Genomic DNA, 16,416 nt, shown 5'->3' with positions numbered 1-16,416 from the left:
CTTTCGAGTCTCGGAACCATCTATAAACGTCCAACAAAAATATATTGTAGAAGGTTGTTTTATCGGATAGCCACTACACTTTAATACCATAAGACGCTCCAATCCAATCACACCGGATGAGTGATTGGCAGGAAATCCGTAGGTCTCGATCATGACTTGCCTTCCTAGGTGCATGGTGAGGGATACACTGCGCACTGGGCCATCCCAAGACAAGTCGGAAACCAAACCAATAAGCGGAAGGGTGGTGTATCCTATGTACACAAGTTCTACCGTAGTTACAAACGGTCGGTATTCGTACAACGCGTACAAAATCTTGAACAACTCCCCGTCTTACATTTCCGACACGTCTGAGCCGAATCTCACGTCCAAGATTTACGGGAATCTCAACGGGCTACGAGAGACGTTCAAAGCACAGTTGACCAAACGGCAATACGATGCAATCGGAACGGTGATCAACTGGGCGCTGAGCTCGACGACGTCTCTAGCTGACAAGATGGGAATCGTGGAGTTCAGATTCGAAGGTTCGGGTTCCTACCAAGGTGGCGACCCCGCTACACCTCAAGGTTATAACTCGACGAAAGTGAGTCTGAAATCGATCGACTTCACTGGCGCCACGACGACTTGCACGGGCGGCAAGCATGATCTCGATTACGCGACAAATGGATTTGTTCATGCGGCGAATTTCCACACGGGAAAAGGTCTGTATGGGGCAATGAGCGTCATTTATCGAAACGGCGACATTCTTGGCGTCTTCCAACGGGCGAGCACGCTGCCAAACAAGATGGAAAGCTTCGATACCGTTGCACCAGGTACCTATAAGTTCGTAGTCGGCACGCACCCAATGTCGGGTGGTTACAAGGCTCTGAACCTCTATGTGCTGGGAACGACGAATCGGGATTGCCGGCCCTCATCAACAAAACGACGGATTCTCCCGGCTTTACGATCACGGGGGTTAACTCCCACCGTGGTTATATTACCGAACGTGGATCCGAAGGTTGCTTAACCACGTATGATTTTGATGATTACATTGCGCTCTTCAATACCGGCGAACAAGGTAAAATCCTCATTCAGCATCAAGTGACCATCAATACGAACCAGTTCTAATCGAACGACAAAGGAGCCATCCGGCAATGTTTCATCCGGACGGCTCCTTTTCCATGCAAAGTCTAGTTGCCTTTGGCAAAATTCGTTACAACCCATTTCCCATTTTTCTTTTCAATTGTTAGTGACATTTGCCTCAGCCCTGTGATCGCCTCTGGGTTATCATCATGTATATAACCCGTGAGATTTACGGTTAGCGGCTTCGTTTCATCTACTTTCTCATTCTCATAACCAACGGAAACATAGAGTAGAATTTCATTATCCGCTAAATCTAAACTATTGTAATCAATACTCGCCAATATCTTATTCCGTTCCGGATCGCCGAAGTCTTTTTTAACCGGGAGATTCCCTGCAGAAATCTCCTTAGCAGCTTGAAACATTTTTGCTTCTTTTTCTTGCATGATCATAAACTGATCTTTTACGATATTGGACTGATTTGCGCTATTTTGAAGAGCAATGATTTGAGCGTCTTTTTCTTTTAATTCAGCAGTCACCTTGGTGAGCTCCTGCTGTAATTGAGTGATTTTATCATTGACTTCCACGTTAGGTGTCGCAGCCATACTTTCTTTAGATGTGTCGCTAAGCTTTACATTTCCCTTACTGTACTGATCACAGCCGGCTAACAATACAGCGAGTAATAATGCGTTCATGATAAATAAATTACGTTTCAATAATCGTCCCTCCACTTAATGAAATGGGTAGATGACTAAGTTCTAGAGCTAGTTCGGCAGTTCCCATAAATTAAGACGTTTGAAAGTCACAAAAGTTTCCATTTGACTACAAGAACCATTCGCCATAGAATGCCGCTGTAATTTGCTAAGATTTTAGCAAATTACAGCGGAGGGATTCGTTTAGTACGACATGGATTTTATGAACGAAATGCGATTGAAGATTGGTGGTTCGAATTCCAATTTGCCGCTTGTTATGTCCGGATTGCAGAAAGACTGTTTCGATTCTGTCGACCTTCCTTTTGCCTTATTTCCACTCCATGGACTATGTTCTTCGCATCCTGCTTGTGTTTTGGATGAATGCCATCCTTCTATGTACGCAAGATGCTGCAGATGATCCAAGCTCTGGGACAACAACCTTCGTCAGAAGGTGGCGGGGTCATCGCATAAACAGCTTTCCAGTATACAAAAAGGCACCCACTGCCCGAACACCTTATTTCTAAGCGTCCAATCTATGGGTGCCATCTTATAACAACATCAACTCTATCAATGCATTTCAGCCATTACCAAACGATATTGCTAAATCCAGCCAAGTTCGGATTCCCGGTTTGAACATAGTTATGCACATTCAAACAGGTATTATTGGAACTAGAAATGGTACTATATAAGCCCGGATATCCAGCTGTTGCCCAAATGCGTTTGGTAGCCACGCTATTTTCGGCATAAGATCCAGACGTGCAATAAGTGCTTGGATCATTCTGTGCGCTGTCATAACCATTCGCGATAGCATCGCATGCTCTGCTCAAACCTGCAGCTGTGCTTGTTCCACCAGCAGCGTACGCAGTGGCAACACATTTCCACCCTGCGATAAGCAAGTGGGCATAGGCAGATACACCCTGTACAATATTGGAAAACGACACTCGTTTTCCCGGAGTCGGGTTGCTGGTATCTTTTGTTCCGGAATACCCACACACGCTATCTTGATTTCCAGGATTATAGCGAGCCGACAGTTCAGAGCCGTTCCAGCCCATCTCGAATCCCCATTGGCCAAGAATGAGAGAGACTGGAATGGAACCAGTATAAGGACTAAGGTGACTTTGATAAGATACCCATTTTGCTAAGTCCAGAACAGTATAGGTGTTTGGTGGAAGTGTGCCAGTGTAATAGGAAACCGTGTAATTGACGAACGAATTAATATTTGATGCACATGCCATACTGGATTCCTCCAAGGATTGTAGTAAGAAAATAAACGGAGAATTAATTGTTCAAGAAACTCTCCAATCTCGTTGAACAATTAGATTACTTTCTTCTATAAGTAAAGTGGATTGGATTGATTCAAAAACAACCCAAAAAGCACCGTACTCCCTTAACGGGCATACGGCGCTCTTATAATTTTATTGTGATATGTCACTGTAATACAATTTCTTGTGAAATTAGAATGTTTGACACCTTATCATCTGTGAATCCAATTTGTATGCTGTATTGCTCATCAGTCGATTTTTGAATACCCGAACTTCCCATAATCATGTCTGGATAGGCTTTTATAACATCCTCTTTTGTACTCCCTATTCGGATGCCGCGAGGCGTACTTCCACGAAAAGGCTTACCGGTCCATATTTGCCAAATTGGACCTCCAAAGTCGATCGCTAGACCTTGTTTCTTAAAGATCCAATAAGGAGAACCTAAGCCGTGAGCAATTGTTTTTTCGCTTGGTTGGCCGTATTTTGCGATAACATCATCTATATCCCCTCCAATTCTGATCCCTCCGATTTCAAGATCGGCTAAGCTCAGTGGCTGCTGTTGTATAGGACCGGGATCTACTCCGCGATTCGTTAATTCAATTTCTCTAACAGAATTACCTTTCATTTCAAATTTCAGGGTAGGATAATATCCTTTCCCCTCGCTTGCATTGTTACCGTTAATCCATATTGTTGTAGTTGCTTCATTTGTATTTAATTCCGGATAAAACTTTTGAATCTGATCAACGGTAGACGAAATGCCTATGCCAGTATCTGTTATGAGATCCGAACCCTCCTTAATTATTATGTCAACGACGCTACTTACTGGCATAGCTTTTGAAATTCGAAAGAACTGAACGGTTAAGGCATGTTTATTATAGATCCACTTCTCATATCCCGTTTGTTCGTCATCGGAACGTATATCGGGATCCCCAAGCGTTCTAAACACTTCAGATTTCGTATTTCCGATACGGATTTGCCCAAGCGTTGTTTCGCTTGTAAGCGATCCCGGCAATTCGTCATGGATATTCTTGGAAATATGAATATCCCCTGCTTCATGTTGTTGTTCGCTTCCTTTGGAATTTAAAGAAGATGTGGTCGGAACAATGTTCGAGCTATTCGTTTTGTCAGTTTTAGGATTCGTAAGAACGCAGCCGCATAGCACAAGGATAAGCAGAAGACCGACGAATGACAGGCGATAACTATTTTTGCTGAAATATTTGATCATAAGAATCCTTCTTTTCAGCTGGGATTTGATTGAGGAAAAATGAGCAATGCTGGTAGATCGATAACCCTTCGAGTAAGTTTCAAGCACACGAATAATAGTATGCCCATAATCATTGATTTTTTCCGGATCAACAAAGGATAGAGCCAACGAATCACAAGCAAGCTCTTGGTCTTCGCGCATTCGGTAAAAGGCATACCATAATAGAGGGTTAAACCAGTGAACAACCAGTAAGCATGAAAATAGTCCGTTGAGTGCAATATCCTTCCGGCGAAAATGGGATAGCTCATGAACAAAGATGTAGTTAAGTTCGTCGGGTTGGAACAACTCTCGTGAATTCATTGGCATGAGTAGCTTTGCGCGGAAGACACCGAACAAAGTAGGGCCGGTTACCGCATCTGTCTCAACGAGGGGGATCTCAGCTTTCACGCCTAGTCGCGCTTTACATTCCTCATAAATGTGGAGAACGGTTGCATCGTTTATCCGCTTACCCTTTCGAATTTTAGAACTGAATTTGTGGTTCATGCGATACAAAATAATTGCAATACTTAGAGCTCCAAACAGCCAAATGATAACTACGGTATCCATTAGAGTCATGTGATTTGGAAAGTTTTGTAAGGAAAGAACATCCGGAGCGGGTAATGAGGCTAATCGTTCACTCTTCTCTCCGATATTAACAATTTCGCTATTGCCTTGCGATGGTGAGGGATCGGTTATTTCTGTAGGCGGATTCTGAGATGGAAAAAAATCTGTTTGTGAGGGTTCGATCACATGAGGAGTATCAACAGATATTAAGTTAAATACACTCAGAGAGCTTTCGGGTGCATAAGGAAGTAACAGCCGGGCAATAAGTACGATCCACAACGCGTAATGGAGTTTAAGGCTTAGCTTGGTATTAAACATCCATTTAATAAGAACGATCATTAAAACTAACATGCCTGCCATGAGAGACGTATCAAGAACCCATCGGAACACCGCGTAACTTGTTGATCCTAGCACATGACCCATCCCCTTCCGTTAAGGAGCAACCGCACTTTATCAATTGCCCGTACAAGAAAGTCGTTATATCTTTTCGTCCAGGATATTTCTCAATTCGTTGATGTCCTCTTTGGATAAGGATTCTTCACGTAAGAAATGGATGAGCATTGGTTTCAGTGCCCCTCCGGTAATTCGTTTAAGAAATGACATCGTTTCGGCTCTAAGGCACTCCTCTTGTTGGACGAGCGGATAATAGGAATACACCTTTCCATCAGAACTATATCCGACAGCTGATTTTTGAACCAAACGATTGATCATGGTTCGAATGGTTATGGGCTTCCACTCAGAATTCCCTCTTAATGCTTCAATGACTTCATTCGCAGTAAAGTTTGGATTTTCCCAGAGAATCTTCATGACTTCCCACTCTGCGTCCGAGATTTTCGGCATGGGATTCGCCATCGTCATCACTCCTCAGAGTTCATATTACAATTGTAATGCTTCTCCAATATTACAACTGTAATATGTTGATGTCAATATTTCTCAGCACATTGATTTTCTGATCATAAATGTGACCCGACCCGCTCCTATCCGTTGTGGAGCGGGTTGTTTTTTTTCAATGGTGATTCACTTTACTAGTAGTTATCGAGAGGGGAGAATTCATGCGATGGAAAAAGAAGAATCTTATATGGAACGTATCTTACTCATTCGAAAGGAGCTTTGTAGGCTTTCAAAACGGGTTTCAAATTGTCATCCCGAGGATCGTGATTTTTATACAAGGGTAGGACAGTTCTACATTCTCCGTCTGAAAGCACTTCAGGAGAGCTGTCATTCAAAATCCCCATACCCGGAAGCTAAGTCCTGTGTGCTTCCCGATACTACATGCGAATAAGAATATCGCTGCCGAAGAGTACCCGATCAAAGAGAAAAACCCGCCCCTCATGATTTCATGTCGGAGCGGGTTCTTCTTTTATACGCTTACCGATTTTCCGGTTTCAATTGGCGACAAAAAGCCGAGAAGTCAGGGGACTGAACCAAAGCCAAATCATAGTTCATTATCTTTCTCATAATGATTTCAACTATGTTTTGCTCAAGATCATCCTGCCGGTCAGTTTTTATTTTGTACCTTGCACTGCGGATAGCCGGCTTTAGTAAAGAGATAATTTCGTACATCGCTTCGCTGTCTCCGTTTTGAGCTCTTTGGACCAAATCAAATAGTTCATCTTCCATGGCTTTCCTCGCTTAAATTCTTATTGATGACATCCGTCAGTTTTGAAATGCTTTCGGTTAATGTTTCAAGTTTTTTTTCGAAGCGAACGAGTAAGTATCCGGTCAGCACAATGGGAAATCCAACTTGACTGACTGCAGTAAGTAAATACGTGAGTGGCTGAGTGTCGTCCAATGAATTCACCTCCTCTCTGGCATAGCCAGCCGCAGCTTTTGCAATGCTAAGTTTCTTGTTTTGCAAACTGCCTGGGGAGAAACACCGATGATCCTTGCGATTTCATTATCCTGATGACTCATGGCGTAACTAAGAGTAACAATTAATTGTTGTTTATGAGAAAGCGCCATAAATGCACTCGCAAGTTGCTCATTTGAAAAAGACGCTTGGAATTGGTCTATATTTGCAATGATGGGTTCGGATTCAGGTAACTTTTGATTGCATAACAGCAATTCTCCGAGCGTTCCATTCCCCTCCGAAGTAGGGCGATCAAAAATGAGTTGATTCCGTATATCGTATTTTTGGTTCATTCGCATCTGATCGATGGCACAATACTTAATAGTGGAAACGAGGAATTTGACGAAACGCACTCGAAAGAAGTGCTTTCGAAATCTCTCTTCCAGTTCCTTTTGACTCTCATTGTCACCATCGTTCGCTCTTAAAAGTAGCTCAATGTTTTGCTCTTTTGAGAAGAAGTCTTCAACAATTCGATTTGAAAAAACGGATTTTTTTTCTTTGCTGTATTCGTGAAACCTTCCTCTTTGAACTTCTGTAAGAGCCATCCGTTTCACCCCCCCATTTTTAAATATTACCATAATGGCAAAACCGACTCGTAATATACGATCGGAAAATAAAAACTTATATTGTTTTTACCATTTCGGTAACGCAATCCCATCATAATTTACCAAATCGGCAAAGTCAATAACTATTTTTCCATTTTGGCAAAATAATAGGTTTGCCAATTCGGAAAATATGGTATACTAAAAAGATCCAATACAAGAAGGAAGATGACCATGTCGCTCGGTTATCGCCTGCGCGATCGGCGCGAGAAATTCGGCAAGACGCAGCTGGAAGCAGCCAAACATCTCGGAATCAGCAACGTGCAACTTTCCAGATACGAATCGGACGATCGCAAGCCGGATCCGGACATGCTGTCCCGATTCGCGGAATATTACCGGACGACGACCGATTACCTAATCGGAAGAACGAACATCGCCGCCGCGGATTTTCGCGAGACGGCTGGTTCCGGGGAGTATCCCGCTTTCGAGGAGTTCATCAACAATCCGGAGCACGGGGTGTTTTTCAAGGATTACTTGGACGCGCCCGAGGAGCGCAAAGACGAAATGCGCCGTTTCTGGGAGTTCATTCGAGAGAAGGAAAAGGGAAGGAAGCCCGGAGATCGTCAGAACGACTAACGCCATCTTCGCGAATGGCGGCCGCATTGAAGCCCTACGGGGCTTTTATTTTCACCATAAATACGAACATACATTCTTATTTCGAAAGGACTTCGCGATGTACAATAGCTATCGGTTAACTCCGTTGGAGCAGTGGATCGATCAATTATGGTTAAAATCCGGCATCTACCGCCCCGCTCAGTTGAACATCGAGGAGGTGGCGGCGCGGCTCGACGTGTGGGTCCATTACTTGGGGGATACGAGCCGGGCGCTCGAGTATATGGGGATGCGCACGATACTATTGGACGATCGGCTCGGTGCGCCCGCCCGGTGGGAAGACTTCTTGCACGAGCTCTGCCACGTTCTCCGTCATGCCGGCAACCAGACGACGATGCCCCGGCTGTTCTGCGAAGGACAGGAAGCGGAAGCGAACCGGTTCGTTCTGTACGCGGCCATTCCGTTCTATATGCTGAAAAAGGTCGAGCTTCCGAAGCGCATCGACGAAGCGGCTGAGAACGTCGCCTGCCACTTCGGCGTGACGGTCGAGCTCGCCCGCAAGAGGCTGGAGCAGCTTCAGCGCCGGGCATTCGAGACGATTCTCTGGGAGGAGACGCTGAAGCAAGCAGCGCGCAACGCTTATCGGCGCGACGTGAAGCTGCATATGGAAAACGCGGCCCGGTGAGGGCCGCGTTACTGTTCTTCTTCAATATGATAATGATAACTCGGATTTATTGTCCTCCGAAGATCCACGTATCCGCCATCGTACCGACGGTCTCGACATATTTATCGAATTGATCCGGTTCGGCCGTATACGTCAAGATGTACGCCTTGCCGTCCACGATCGTGAACACTTGTTGCCAGTTCAGATTGAACTCGCCTTGATTGCCGGAGTAAAGCAAACTGTAAAGCTTCGTACCGTCATCGGCGTCCATCGATTCTTCGCCGATCATTTCCGCATCCGTAATCAACTGACCGATTTGATCTTTCGTGATTTGGGCATATTGCTCGAGAGTGACGTCCTGTCCTTCCAGATCCTGCACCACGACGTTTACGTTTTCTTGAAATTTATCGTCGTCCCCGTCCTTCGGCGACATGAAGGCCGCAACCGCGCCGCCAACGTTCTCGACGAGCGTCCAATCGGACGGATAATCAATGCTTGTTAGTTCGCCTTTATAGTGTTGCATGCCAGTCGATCCGGCTTCCGATGCGGAAGAAGGACTTGCCGCAGATGCGGATGGCGATTCGGATGGAGAAGCCGAAGGCGATGCGGCAACGGAAGCGGACGGAGACGCCGACGCCGATGGCGATGGCGATGATTCCTCTTTCTTATCATTGCCTCCGCATGCGCTAAGCGCGAGCGCAAGTACTCCTAGCGCGAATGCGATTTTAATTCCATTTTTCGGTTGACGGTTTCTCATCGTATATCCTCCTATTGGGTATCCTCTATTTTCCAATTGGCAACACCCTTCGACAAATATACAATATTTCCGCTATGCTAGTAAACAACGATTAAATAGGTCCGAAAAAATCAAAAAACGCGCCCCGGTTTCCCGGAAGCACGCCGTTAAAGGATTTGTTAGTGGTGCTGATGAAGGGATTCGAACCCCCGACCTACGCATTACGAATGCGTTGCTCTACCAGCTGAGCTACATCAGCAAATCCTTTATTATAATAGTCAATGCGGGAGCAAAAGTCAACGCATTTAGCCATGGTATTTAATGGTTTCACATTCTCGCCACTTACACGACGTGAAACACTTGGTTCGACCGACGTTCCGGCGGCGCCTGCACGGACGATGCGGCTTGGGCCATCGTCTCCGCCGCGGTCTTATCGGTGCCGATCCCGCTGATCATCAGATCGAGCTGGCGCTTCAGGTCGACCTCGTACGGCTGCGGCAGCAATCCGCCGTCCTTCGTGCGAATGACGCGCACGATCGGCCGTTGCTTCGTGTCCGAGTGCAACGCGGACACGACGCCGAGCTCGCCCGTGCTCAAGCGGACGGTCGTCCCGCGCGGGAACAGCGCCATATCGTCGCGCATGCGGCACACTTTGTCCATGTCATACAACGATCCCGCGCCGCCGTACAGCACTTCCAGCGCTTCGTGCGGAAGCATCGGCCTTCCGTTATCGCGTCCGTTCACGAGCGTATCGAACATGTCGAAAATGCTTATCCATTGGTGATGCGGATGGATTTTGCGGCCTTCGAGGCCGAACGGATAACCGCTGCCGTCCATTCTTTCGTGATGGAACAGCGCGCAGTGCGCAGCCGTCAACGGGAAGCCGCTATCCCTCAGCAGCTTGAACCCGAGCTCCGCGTGCGACCTATACGTACCGTCGTTGTTCGTGACGCGGGCTTGCAGTCCGCCCGGCAACAGCAACCGGCCGACGTCGTGCAGCATCGCGCCCATCGCCAGCGCTTGAAGCTCCTCGCCGACGAGCCCCTCCTCGATGCCGAACCGGGTGGCGCAGACGCCGACGTTCATCGCATGCTCGAGGAAATGCTGCTTGTCCCCGTCCGTCAGCGTCGTCGTCAGATGCACCGGCAAGCATAAGCTGTTTTTCCGCGACTTCAGATCGTCCACGAGCAACTTGGAAGCGTCATGGCAGAAGCGGACGACGCTTTGCGACAGCTTCTCCTTTGCGCCTCCCATCAGCTCGTCCATGACGTGCGTCAGCGCGCCGTGAAGCACGATGATCGTCTCGTCCCGGATCGCTTGATCCGGAGCGATGTCCTCCGTACCCTGCTCTTCGATGTGCAAATACGGCAATCCCAGCTGCTGAAGCTTCTTGATGGCGTGCTCCGTCAGCACGAATCCGCGTCCGGCAAGCACGTGCCCTTGTTCCGTATAGATCGACCGGCCCAGCTTCATGCCGGGACGGCATTGGTTCGTGTGCATGATAATCATTCGAATCGCTCCTATTCAACGCGGGGCGTCGCCTTAGCCCCGACCGATGTACCCATCGTACCGCTTCGGCGCGTCATATGACCAGTGACCCGTGTCATAAGTCCCGTCACGATCGCGCCTAACGTCGAAACGCGGCGACTCTGGTCAAATTCTCCAGTTCCACTATAATGAAAGAAGAAAGGGGCTTGGGGCCAATGCTGAGAATATTGATCGCGGACGATCAAACGTTGATGAGGGACGGTTTGCAGACGATCCTTCAATTGGAAGACGACATCGAGGTCGTCGCCACCGCCGAGAACGGCGAAGAAGCGTGCCGGCTCGTCGCGGAGCACGATCCCGACCTCGTCCTGATGGACATCCGCATGCCCGTCATGAACGGAATCGAAGCGGTCAAGAAGCTGCGCGCCGAGTCTCCGCGCACGAAAGCGCTCATGCTGACGACGTTCGACGAGGATGACTACATCGTCGAAGCGCTGGCCGGCGGAGCGGTCGGTTTCCTGCTCAAAGACATCCCGACGGAGAAGCTTCTACAGGCGGTACGCGACGCCGCCCGCGGGGAAATCATGCTCCCATCCTCCATCGCGGGCAAGCTTGCCGCGCGTCTCTCCGCGCCCGCTCCCGGGCGCGTCCCGGTAACTCCCAGAACCCGGAACAGGGCAACCGACCTGAAATTCACGAACCGGGAAATGAGCATCGTCGCCCTGATGGTCGAAGGACGCACCAACCGGGAAATCGCCCAGCTTCTCTTCATGAGCGAAGGCACCGTCAAAAACTACATTAGCGCGATTTACGATAAAGTCGGAACGAACGACAGGACGCAAGCGGTCATCTGGCTGAAAGACATGACCGTCATATGACGGGCGTCACTGGGAAGCGGCCGGCCCCGACGGTACAATAAAGAAGCGTCCGCACGCCGCGATTCGACCAAGCTCGACACAAATAAAGAATCGGACGCGGCAGGGCACACAAGAAACTCGTGGGGGAATGAACGTTGGCCGGAATTCGCATACGCAACCATCTGCCTTTCTTGCGCGCGATGACGGCGTTGCTCGGAATGCTCATACTCGTCGGCTGGTGCCTGATCGCTCTCGGCCGCAACGATCCCTCGGTCAAGCTGCTTCCCCGGGACGGGTGGCGCTGGGCGCCCGCGGCTTCCTTTTCCGAAACCGTATCTCCCGCCGAAGGCTGGCTCCCATACTCGGAAATGCACGCCGGAGCCGGGCAAGACGGCGCTTACTGGTTAAGCGTGCCGCTTCCCGCCGATTTCGCCTCGCGCGATCCGCGGCTCTTCGTCTATCATGCGGTGGCCTTGTCCGTGTACGACGGCGACCGACTGCTTTATACGTACGACCCGAACGCCAGCCACGACAGGCTAAATTTGTTTTATCATTGGAATTTGGCCCCGCTCCCCGCGAAGCTTCCCTCGGAAATCCGCCTATTGCTCGATAACCGCGGCCACTCCCGGCCGGAGCTCTCGCTGCGTCTTGTCGGCAAAGGCGAGTTGTTCTCCTATCTCATTCGCAGAGACGCATACTCCTTTGTGTTATCCGGCTTATTCCTTTTTAGCGCCGTCATCTCTGTGGGCTTGTTTACCATCCGAAAGGACAAGCTCCATTTGTACTTCACGCTCTTGGCCTTATGCGGGTGCTATGCCTCCATGGTCCGCAACGCCCTGCTTCAACTATTCTGGGACCAGCCATGGCTGAGCTTCATGGAGCTGACGATTTTCCCGCTTGGCGTATACGGCTTCATCAACATCATGATCGAAGTGTTCGACGCGGAGCATACGTTTATTCTCCGACGGATTCGCTGGGCGATTCTCGGCTTCACGGCCGTCACGTTGTTCAGCGCGTTATTCCTTAGCGCGGGCTGGTTCAACTGGCTGCTTAGCTATCCATTGCTCGCGATGTTCCTCGTTACGGCGGCATTCATCCTGAACTCCATCCGCAGCGCTTACCGAACCAGGCAAGGACCGGAGTCCGTGTGGATGCTCGCGGGATTCTTCATCGTGACGTCCTTCGCCCTGATCCACGTCTTGCGGACGTATTTGCCCTCCTTCTACAGTTGGCTCCGCCAAAACATTTCGTTCCTGTCTGAGTTGCCCTTCGATACCCTGTCCGTTGCGTTGTTCCTGTTCCTCGTCTGCCTCATCCGGGTTATCGTCTATCGCTTCGGGCAGATGAACCTCCAGCTGAAGGCGTTCAACGAATCGTTGGAATCGAGCGTGGAGAAGCGTACCGCGGAGCTCCGGGAGCGCGAGACGCAGCTCCAAGAAGCGGGGACCCGGCTTGCGATGACGGCGAGAGGAACGGCCGAGGCGATCGCATCCTCGATGGTGTTGGAAGAACGGCATCGGATGACCGGGACGATCCATGATACGATCGGACATGCGCTTACCGCGACGATTGTCCAACTCGAGGCGGCGAAGCGGCTTCTGTCTCGCGACGGCCGTCTTGCGCTGGAGAAGTTGGAAGCTTCCCAAGGACTCGTCCGGCGCGGGATGGAGGAAATCCGCGGCTCCGTTCGGCTCCTGAGCGACGACTCTACGAGCTACGACCTTGTAGCCAACGTCGAAGCGCTCATCGCCGAAACCGAGCAATCGACCGGAGCGACGATCGAGCGGAATATTCACCCGTTGCCGGCATCATTATCGACGCTGAAAAAGCGGGTATTGTACCAAGCGCTGCAGGAAGGCTTAACGAACGGTTTGCGGCACGGCGGAAGCAGCCGCTTTCGGTTCTCGCTGCATGCCGACGGAGAAGCAGTAAGGTTCCGGCTTGTCAGCGATGGCCGCACGTACACGCCGTCGGCGTTCGGCTTCGGCCTGAAAGCGATGTCCGAGCGCGTCGAGGGACTCGGCGGCAAAATAACGGTCACGCCGGGCGCCCCGGGTTGCGTACTCGCTCTCGTCCTGCCGGTTAACGAACCTTCCGACGCAACAGAGTCGGCCGAACGTCAGGCGAAGGAGACGGTACGATGAAACGACGGATTTTCGGACAACATTCTCCTCTGCTTCGAACGTTGCTGATCCTGGTTGGATTGCTCGCTTGCATCGCCGTCTTATTGACCGCATTCGAACGGCACGGCACTAATGCGGTTAAGCTTTCGCGCGAGGATTGGCAATGGGCCCCCGCGAAATCGTTCGACGAAGTCCGATCTCCCGAAGAGGGCTGGTCGCCCGTCATCCACGGACGAACGATACCGGTATTGGCATACTGGCTTCGCATCCCTCTTCCGATTGGCGACAAGGCTGACCCGCATCTGAAAATCATGGGCCCGGGAAGCTTGAAGGCTTACGATGGACAAAGCATATTTTACGAACACCTGATAACGGACGTGGATAAAAGAACGAAGAACGGTTTCCGATGGCAAATTGTCCCCCTCCCGGTTCCGCCGCCTTCTCACGTCGACATTCTCATCCGCTACGTCAGGCCGTATCCCGTGGCGGCTTCGGTATCGTTCGGCGACCGCGCCGACTTGTTGAGCCTATTGCTGCACCAAGACTTGGACAATCTCATCGTCGCGGCGCTTCTCCTGTTCAGCGGTTTCATTACACTCGGCCTGTACTCGACGCAACGGCAGCAGCTTTATATCTATTTCAGCTTGCTCGCATTCGCGGGCGGATACGGAACGGCCGTCTGTAACGAGCTCTTGCAGGTGATATGGGACAATCCTTGGCCCGGGCATTTTCAAGACGTTTGCTTGCCGCTCGGCACGTTCGCCTTCCTCGGCGCGTTGGAGCAACTGTTCCCCGAGACCAATCGGCGGCTCATGACGCTGCTTCGGGCGTTGAAATGGTCTACGCTAGCCTATGCGATTCTGGCAACGATTCCCGCGTTCTTCTCGAGATCGTTATACAAGTATGTCGTTCCCGCGTTTTCGCCGCTGTTCGCCGTCGTTTTCGTCGCCATTTTCGGAACGATACTATGCGCTTACCGATCGAGAAAAGATCTCGAGTCGATCTGGATGATGGCGGGCTTCACCGTCATGACCATGATCACGTTCGTTCATATGTATCGATTCGTATTTCCCCTATTCATGCCGGAGACATTGCAGGCGAGCTTGCCGTCGCTTCGTCAATTGCCCATCGATTTGTTATTTTGGGGACTGTTCGTGCTCGTCGTCTGCCTCATTCGCGTCATCATGTTCCGCTACACCGCCATGAACCGGCAGCTAACCGAGTTCAACCGTTCCTTAGAGCAGGCCGTTCTCACACGAACACGGCAGATCAGGGAGAGGGCCGAGCAACTGGAGATCGCCCACGAGAAGCTGCAAGCGTCAATGCGCGAAAATGCGGAAGCGCTCGCGGAAGCGATGATTTTGGAGGAGAGGCACCGCATCACCGGAAGCATCCACGACGGCGTCGGCCATACGCTAAGCGCGACGATCATCCAACTCGAGGCGGCCAAGCGCCTCGCGCCTCGCGATCTCGCCGCCGCCGAGCAGAAGCTCACCGCCGCGCAAGGACTCGTCCGCAGAGGCTTGGAGGATATTCGGCAGTCCGTTCGGCTGCTTCGCGAGGACGCGTCTTACTACGACCTGACCGGCGCGATCGGCGCGCTCGTCAGGGAGAAGGAGCAGCTATCGGAGTGCTCGATCGAACGCCGAATCGATCCCCTTCCGGAAGATCTCGGCACCTTGCAGAAAAAATTGATTTTCCAGACGCTGCAGGAAGGCTTGCGCGTCGGCATTCGGCAAGCCCGGACGCCTTCCCGATTCCTTCTCTCCATTTCCCCGGCGGACGGAAATCGAATCGAGGCGCGCCTTGTCCATCTGGACGAAAGCTGCTACGCGTTCACGTACACAGACTTCGGGATGCGGGTACTCGCCGACAACGCGGCTAAACTCGGCGGCAGCCTGACGACGGGAGACGGCGACGCCGGCTTCTCGCTTACGCTGCTGCTGCCCGTCGACAGCCCGCTCTCGGACGACCATTGGGTCCTCTGAACTCTCGCGCGCGGGACTGACGCTCCCTCTATCGCGAGAACGGGACTTCCCGACCCTGCATAGACTGGGAGGACGATAGCCTATTTCAGCGCGTTGAACAACCTCTTTAAGCGAAGGGGAATGAGAATGAACGGCCAAACGTTAATGCTGCCTATCCGCATCCGAACGATGACCGCCAAGAACGTCAAAATCAACGTTCCTTACGTGAACGGCGGAACGACGCGCGAGGCGCAAGAGAAAATGAACAAGACGATCGCCGCCGCCAATCAACGATTGTTAAAAGAACAAGGCTTCCCGAGCGACGACATCCAGCAGATGGACGGGTCGTTCGAGATCAAGACGAACGAGCGCGGCGTACTGAGCCTATCCCTCTTGAATTACGTGTTCACGGGTGGCGCGCACGGCAACACGCTGCAGAAATCGCTCACCTTCGACGCGAACACCGGCAGAAGCTATAAGCTCGGCGAGCTCTTTAAGCCGAACAGCAATTACGAAGCCCGGCTCAACGCGATCATCCAGGCGCAGATCAAAGCCCGGCAGCTGCCGCTGCTCGTCGATTACCCGGGCATCGCACCGGATCAGGACTTCTACATCGCCGACAAATCGCTCGTCATTTATTTCCCGCTTTACGCGATCGTGCCCTACGCTTGGGGCTTTCCGTACTTCCCGATCTCCGTCTTCGACATCCAGGACATCATCGACGAAGACGGCCCGCTCGGCATCATGATGTATTGAATGCA

General features: G+C 50.7%; 16 protein-coding genes and 1 tRNA gene. 7 read left to right on the top strand and 10 right to left on the bottom strand.

The genetic code is table 11. The features are described 5' to 3' along the window. Positions 1-415: 415 nt before the first annotated feature. Complete coding sequence (locus ACFPPD_RS15765; RefSeq protein WP_209750970.1) at positions 416-1,003, top strand: hypothetical protein; 588 nt, start codon at positions 416-418, stop codon at positions 1,001-1,003. A 163-nt stretch (positions 1,004-1,166) separates the two neighbouring features. Here the strand turns inward: ACFPPD_RS15765 and ACFPPD_RS15760 are convergent, their stop codons facing one another. The 7 genes from ACFPPD_RS15760 to ACFPPD_RS15730 all read right to left on the bottom strand — a co-directional run bounded on the left by ACFPPD_RS15760 (position 1,167) and on the right by ACFPPD_RS15730 (position 7,211). After that, positions 1,167-1,772 carry a hypothetical protein gene (locus ACFPPD_RS15760; protein WP_209750968.1) on the bottom strand — a complete coding sequence of 202 codons (606 nt, stop codon included), beginning with the start codon at positions 1,770-1,772 and terminating at the stop codon, positions 1,167-1,169. Between the two features lie 560 nt (positions 1,773-2,332). Next, a complete protein-coding gene (locus ACFPPD_RS15755; protein WP_209750966.1) occupies positions 2,333-2,983 on the bottom strand; it encodes a hypothetical protein in 651 nt (216 codons plus the stop codon). 193 nt (positions 2,984-3,176) lie between these two features. Beyond that, positions 3,177-5,240 (bottom strand): M56 family metallopeptidase, encoded by a 2,064-nt coding sequence (locus ACFPPD_RS15750; RefSeq protein WP_378082613.1) that lies wholly within the window; start codon positions 5,238-5,240, stop codon positions 3,177-3,179. A 54-nt stretch (positions 5,241-5,294) separates the two neighbouring features. Next, positions 5,295-5,669, bottom strand: a complete 375-nt coding sequence (locus tag ACFPPD_RS15745) for a BlaI/MecI/CopY family transcriptional regulator (RefSeq protein WP_209750962.1) — start codon at positions 5,667-5,669, stop codon at positions 5,295-5,297. 516 nt (positions 5,670-6,185) lie between these two features. Then, complete coding sequence (locus tag ACFPPD_RS15740; RefSeq protein ID WP_209750960.1) at positions 6,186-6,437, bottom strand: helix-turn-helix domain-containing protein; 252 nt, start codon at positions 6,435-6,437, stop codon at positions 6,186-6,188. Beyond that, positions 6,427-6,609, bottom strand: a complete 183-nt coding sequence (locus tag ACFPPD_RS15735; protein ID WP_209750958.1) for a YvrJ family protein — start codon at positions 6,607-6,609, stop codon at positions 6,427-6,429. The genes ACFPPD_RS15740 and ACFPPD_RS15735 overlap by 11 nt, the downstream gene beginning before the upstream one ends. Before the next feature lie 5 nt (positions 6,610-6,614). Then, positions 6,615-7,211, bottom strand: coding sequence for a sigma-70 family RNA polymerase sigma factor (locus ACFPPD_RS15730; protein WP_209750955.1), 597 nt, complete (start codon positions 7,209-7,211; stop codon positions 6,615-6,617). Positions 7,212-7,442: 231 nt separating this feature from the next. Here ACFPPD_RS15730 and ACFPPD_RS15725 point away from each other — a divergent pair, with 231 nt between their 5' ends. Beyond that, on the top strand, positions 7,443-7,844 hold the full coding sequence (locus ACFPPD_RS15725) for a helix-turn-helix domain-containing protein (protein ID WP_209750953.1): 402 nt from the start codon (positions 7,443-7,445) through the stop codon (positions 7,842-7,844). Positions 7,845-7,941: 97 nt separating this feature from the next. After that, positions 7,942-8,505, top strand: a complete 564-nt coding sequence (locus ACFPPD_RS15720) for an ImmA/IrrE family metallo-endopeptidase (protein ID WP_209750951.1) — start codon at positions 7,942-7,944, stop codon at positions 8,503-8,505. Between the two features lie 46 nt (positions 8,506-8,551). On the opposite strand, the gene ACFPPD_RS15715 is transcribed toward ACFPPD_RS15720, so the two are convergent. The 3 genes from ACFPPD_RS15715 to ACFPPD_RS15705 form a co-directional block, all read right to left on the bottom strand. Then, on the bottom strand, positions 8,552-9,241 hold the full coding sequence (locus tag ACFPPD_RS15715) for a PsbP-related protein (RefSeq protein WP_209750949.1): 690 nt from the start codon (positions 9,239-9,241) through the stop codon (positions 8,552-8,554). Positions 9,242-9,403: 162 nt separating this feature from the next. After that, positions 9,404-9,479, bottom strand: a tRNA-Thr gene (locus ACFPPD_RS15710). A gap of 83 nt (positions 9,480-9,562) precedes the next feature. Continuing rightward, on the bottom strand, positions 9,563-10,729 hold the full coding sequence (locus tag ACFPPD_RS15705) for an HD-GYP domain-containing protein (protein ID WP_209750947.1): 1,167 nt from the start codon (positions 10,727-10,729) through the stop codon (positions 9,563-9,565). 194 nt (positions 10,730-10,923) lie between these two features. On the opposite strand from ACFPPD_RS15705, the gene ACFPPD_RS15700 reads away from it, so the two are divergent. The 4 genes from ACFPPD_RS15700 (at position 10,924) to ACFPPD_RS15685 (ending at position 16,411) form a co-directional block, all read left to right on the top strand. Next, the gene (locus tag ACFPPD_RS15700) at positions 10,924-11,586 is read left to right on the top strand and encodes a response regulator (protein WP_209750945.1); all 663 of its coding nucleotides are present in this window, start codon (positions 10,924-10,926) and stop codon (positions 11,584-11,586) included. 134 nt (positions 11,587-11,720) lie between these two features. Next, complete coding sequence (locus tag ACFPPD_RS15695) at positions 11,721-13,709, top strand: sensor histidine kinase (RefSeq protein WP_209750943.1); 1,989 nt, start codon at positions 11,721-11,723, stop codon at positions 13,707-13,709. Beyond that, entirely contained in the window at positions 13,706-15,676 is a 1,971-nt protein-coding gene (locus tag ACFPPD_RS15690) for a sensor histidine kinase (RefSeq protein WP_209750941.1), read from the top strand. Before ACFPPD_RS15695 ends, ACFPPD_RS15690 begins: the two co-directional genes overlap by 4 nt. Positions 15,677-15,802: 126 nt before the next feature. Further along, on the top strand, positions 15,803-16,411 hold the full coding sequence (locus tag ACFPPD_RS15685; protein ID WP_209750939.1) for a DUF3298 and DUF4163 domain-containing protein: 609 nt from the start codon (positions 15,803-15,805) through the stop codon (positions 16,409-16,411). The last annotated feature ends 5 nt before the right edge of the window (positions 16,412-16,416 follow it).

This window comes from Cohnella suwonensis (assembly GCF_042655365.1).
In the GTDB taxonomy this organism is placed as follows: Bacteria; Bacillota; Bacilli; order Paenibacillales; family Paenibacillaceae; genus Cohnella; species Cohnella suwonensis.
The sequence above is the reverse complement of the archived record's forward strand: the minus strand, read 5'-3'. Positions and strand labels throughout refer to the sequence as shown.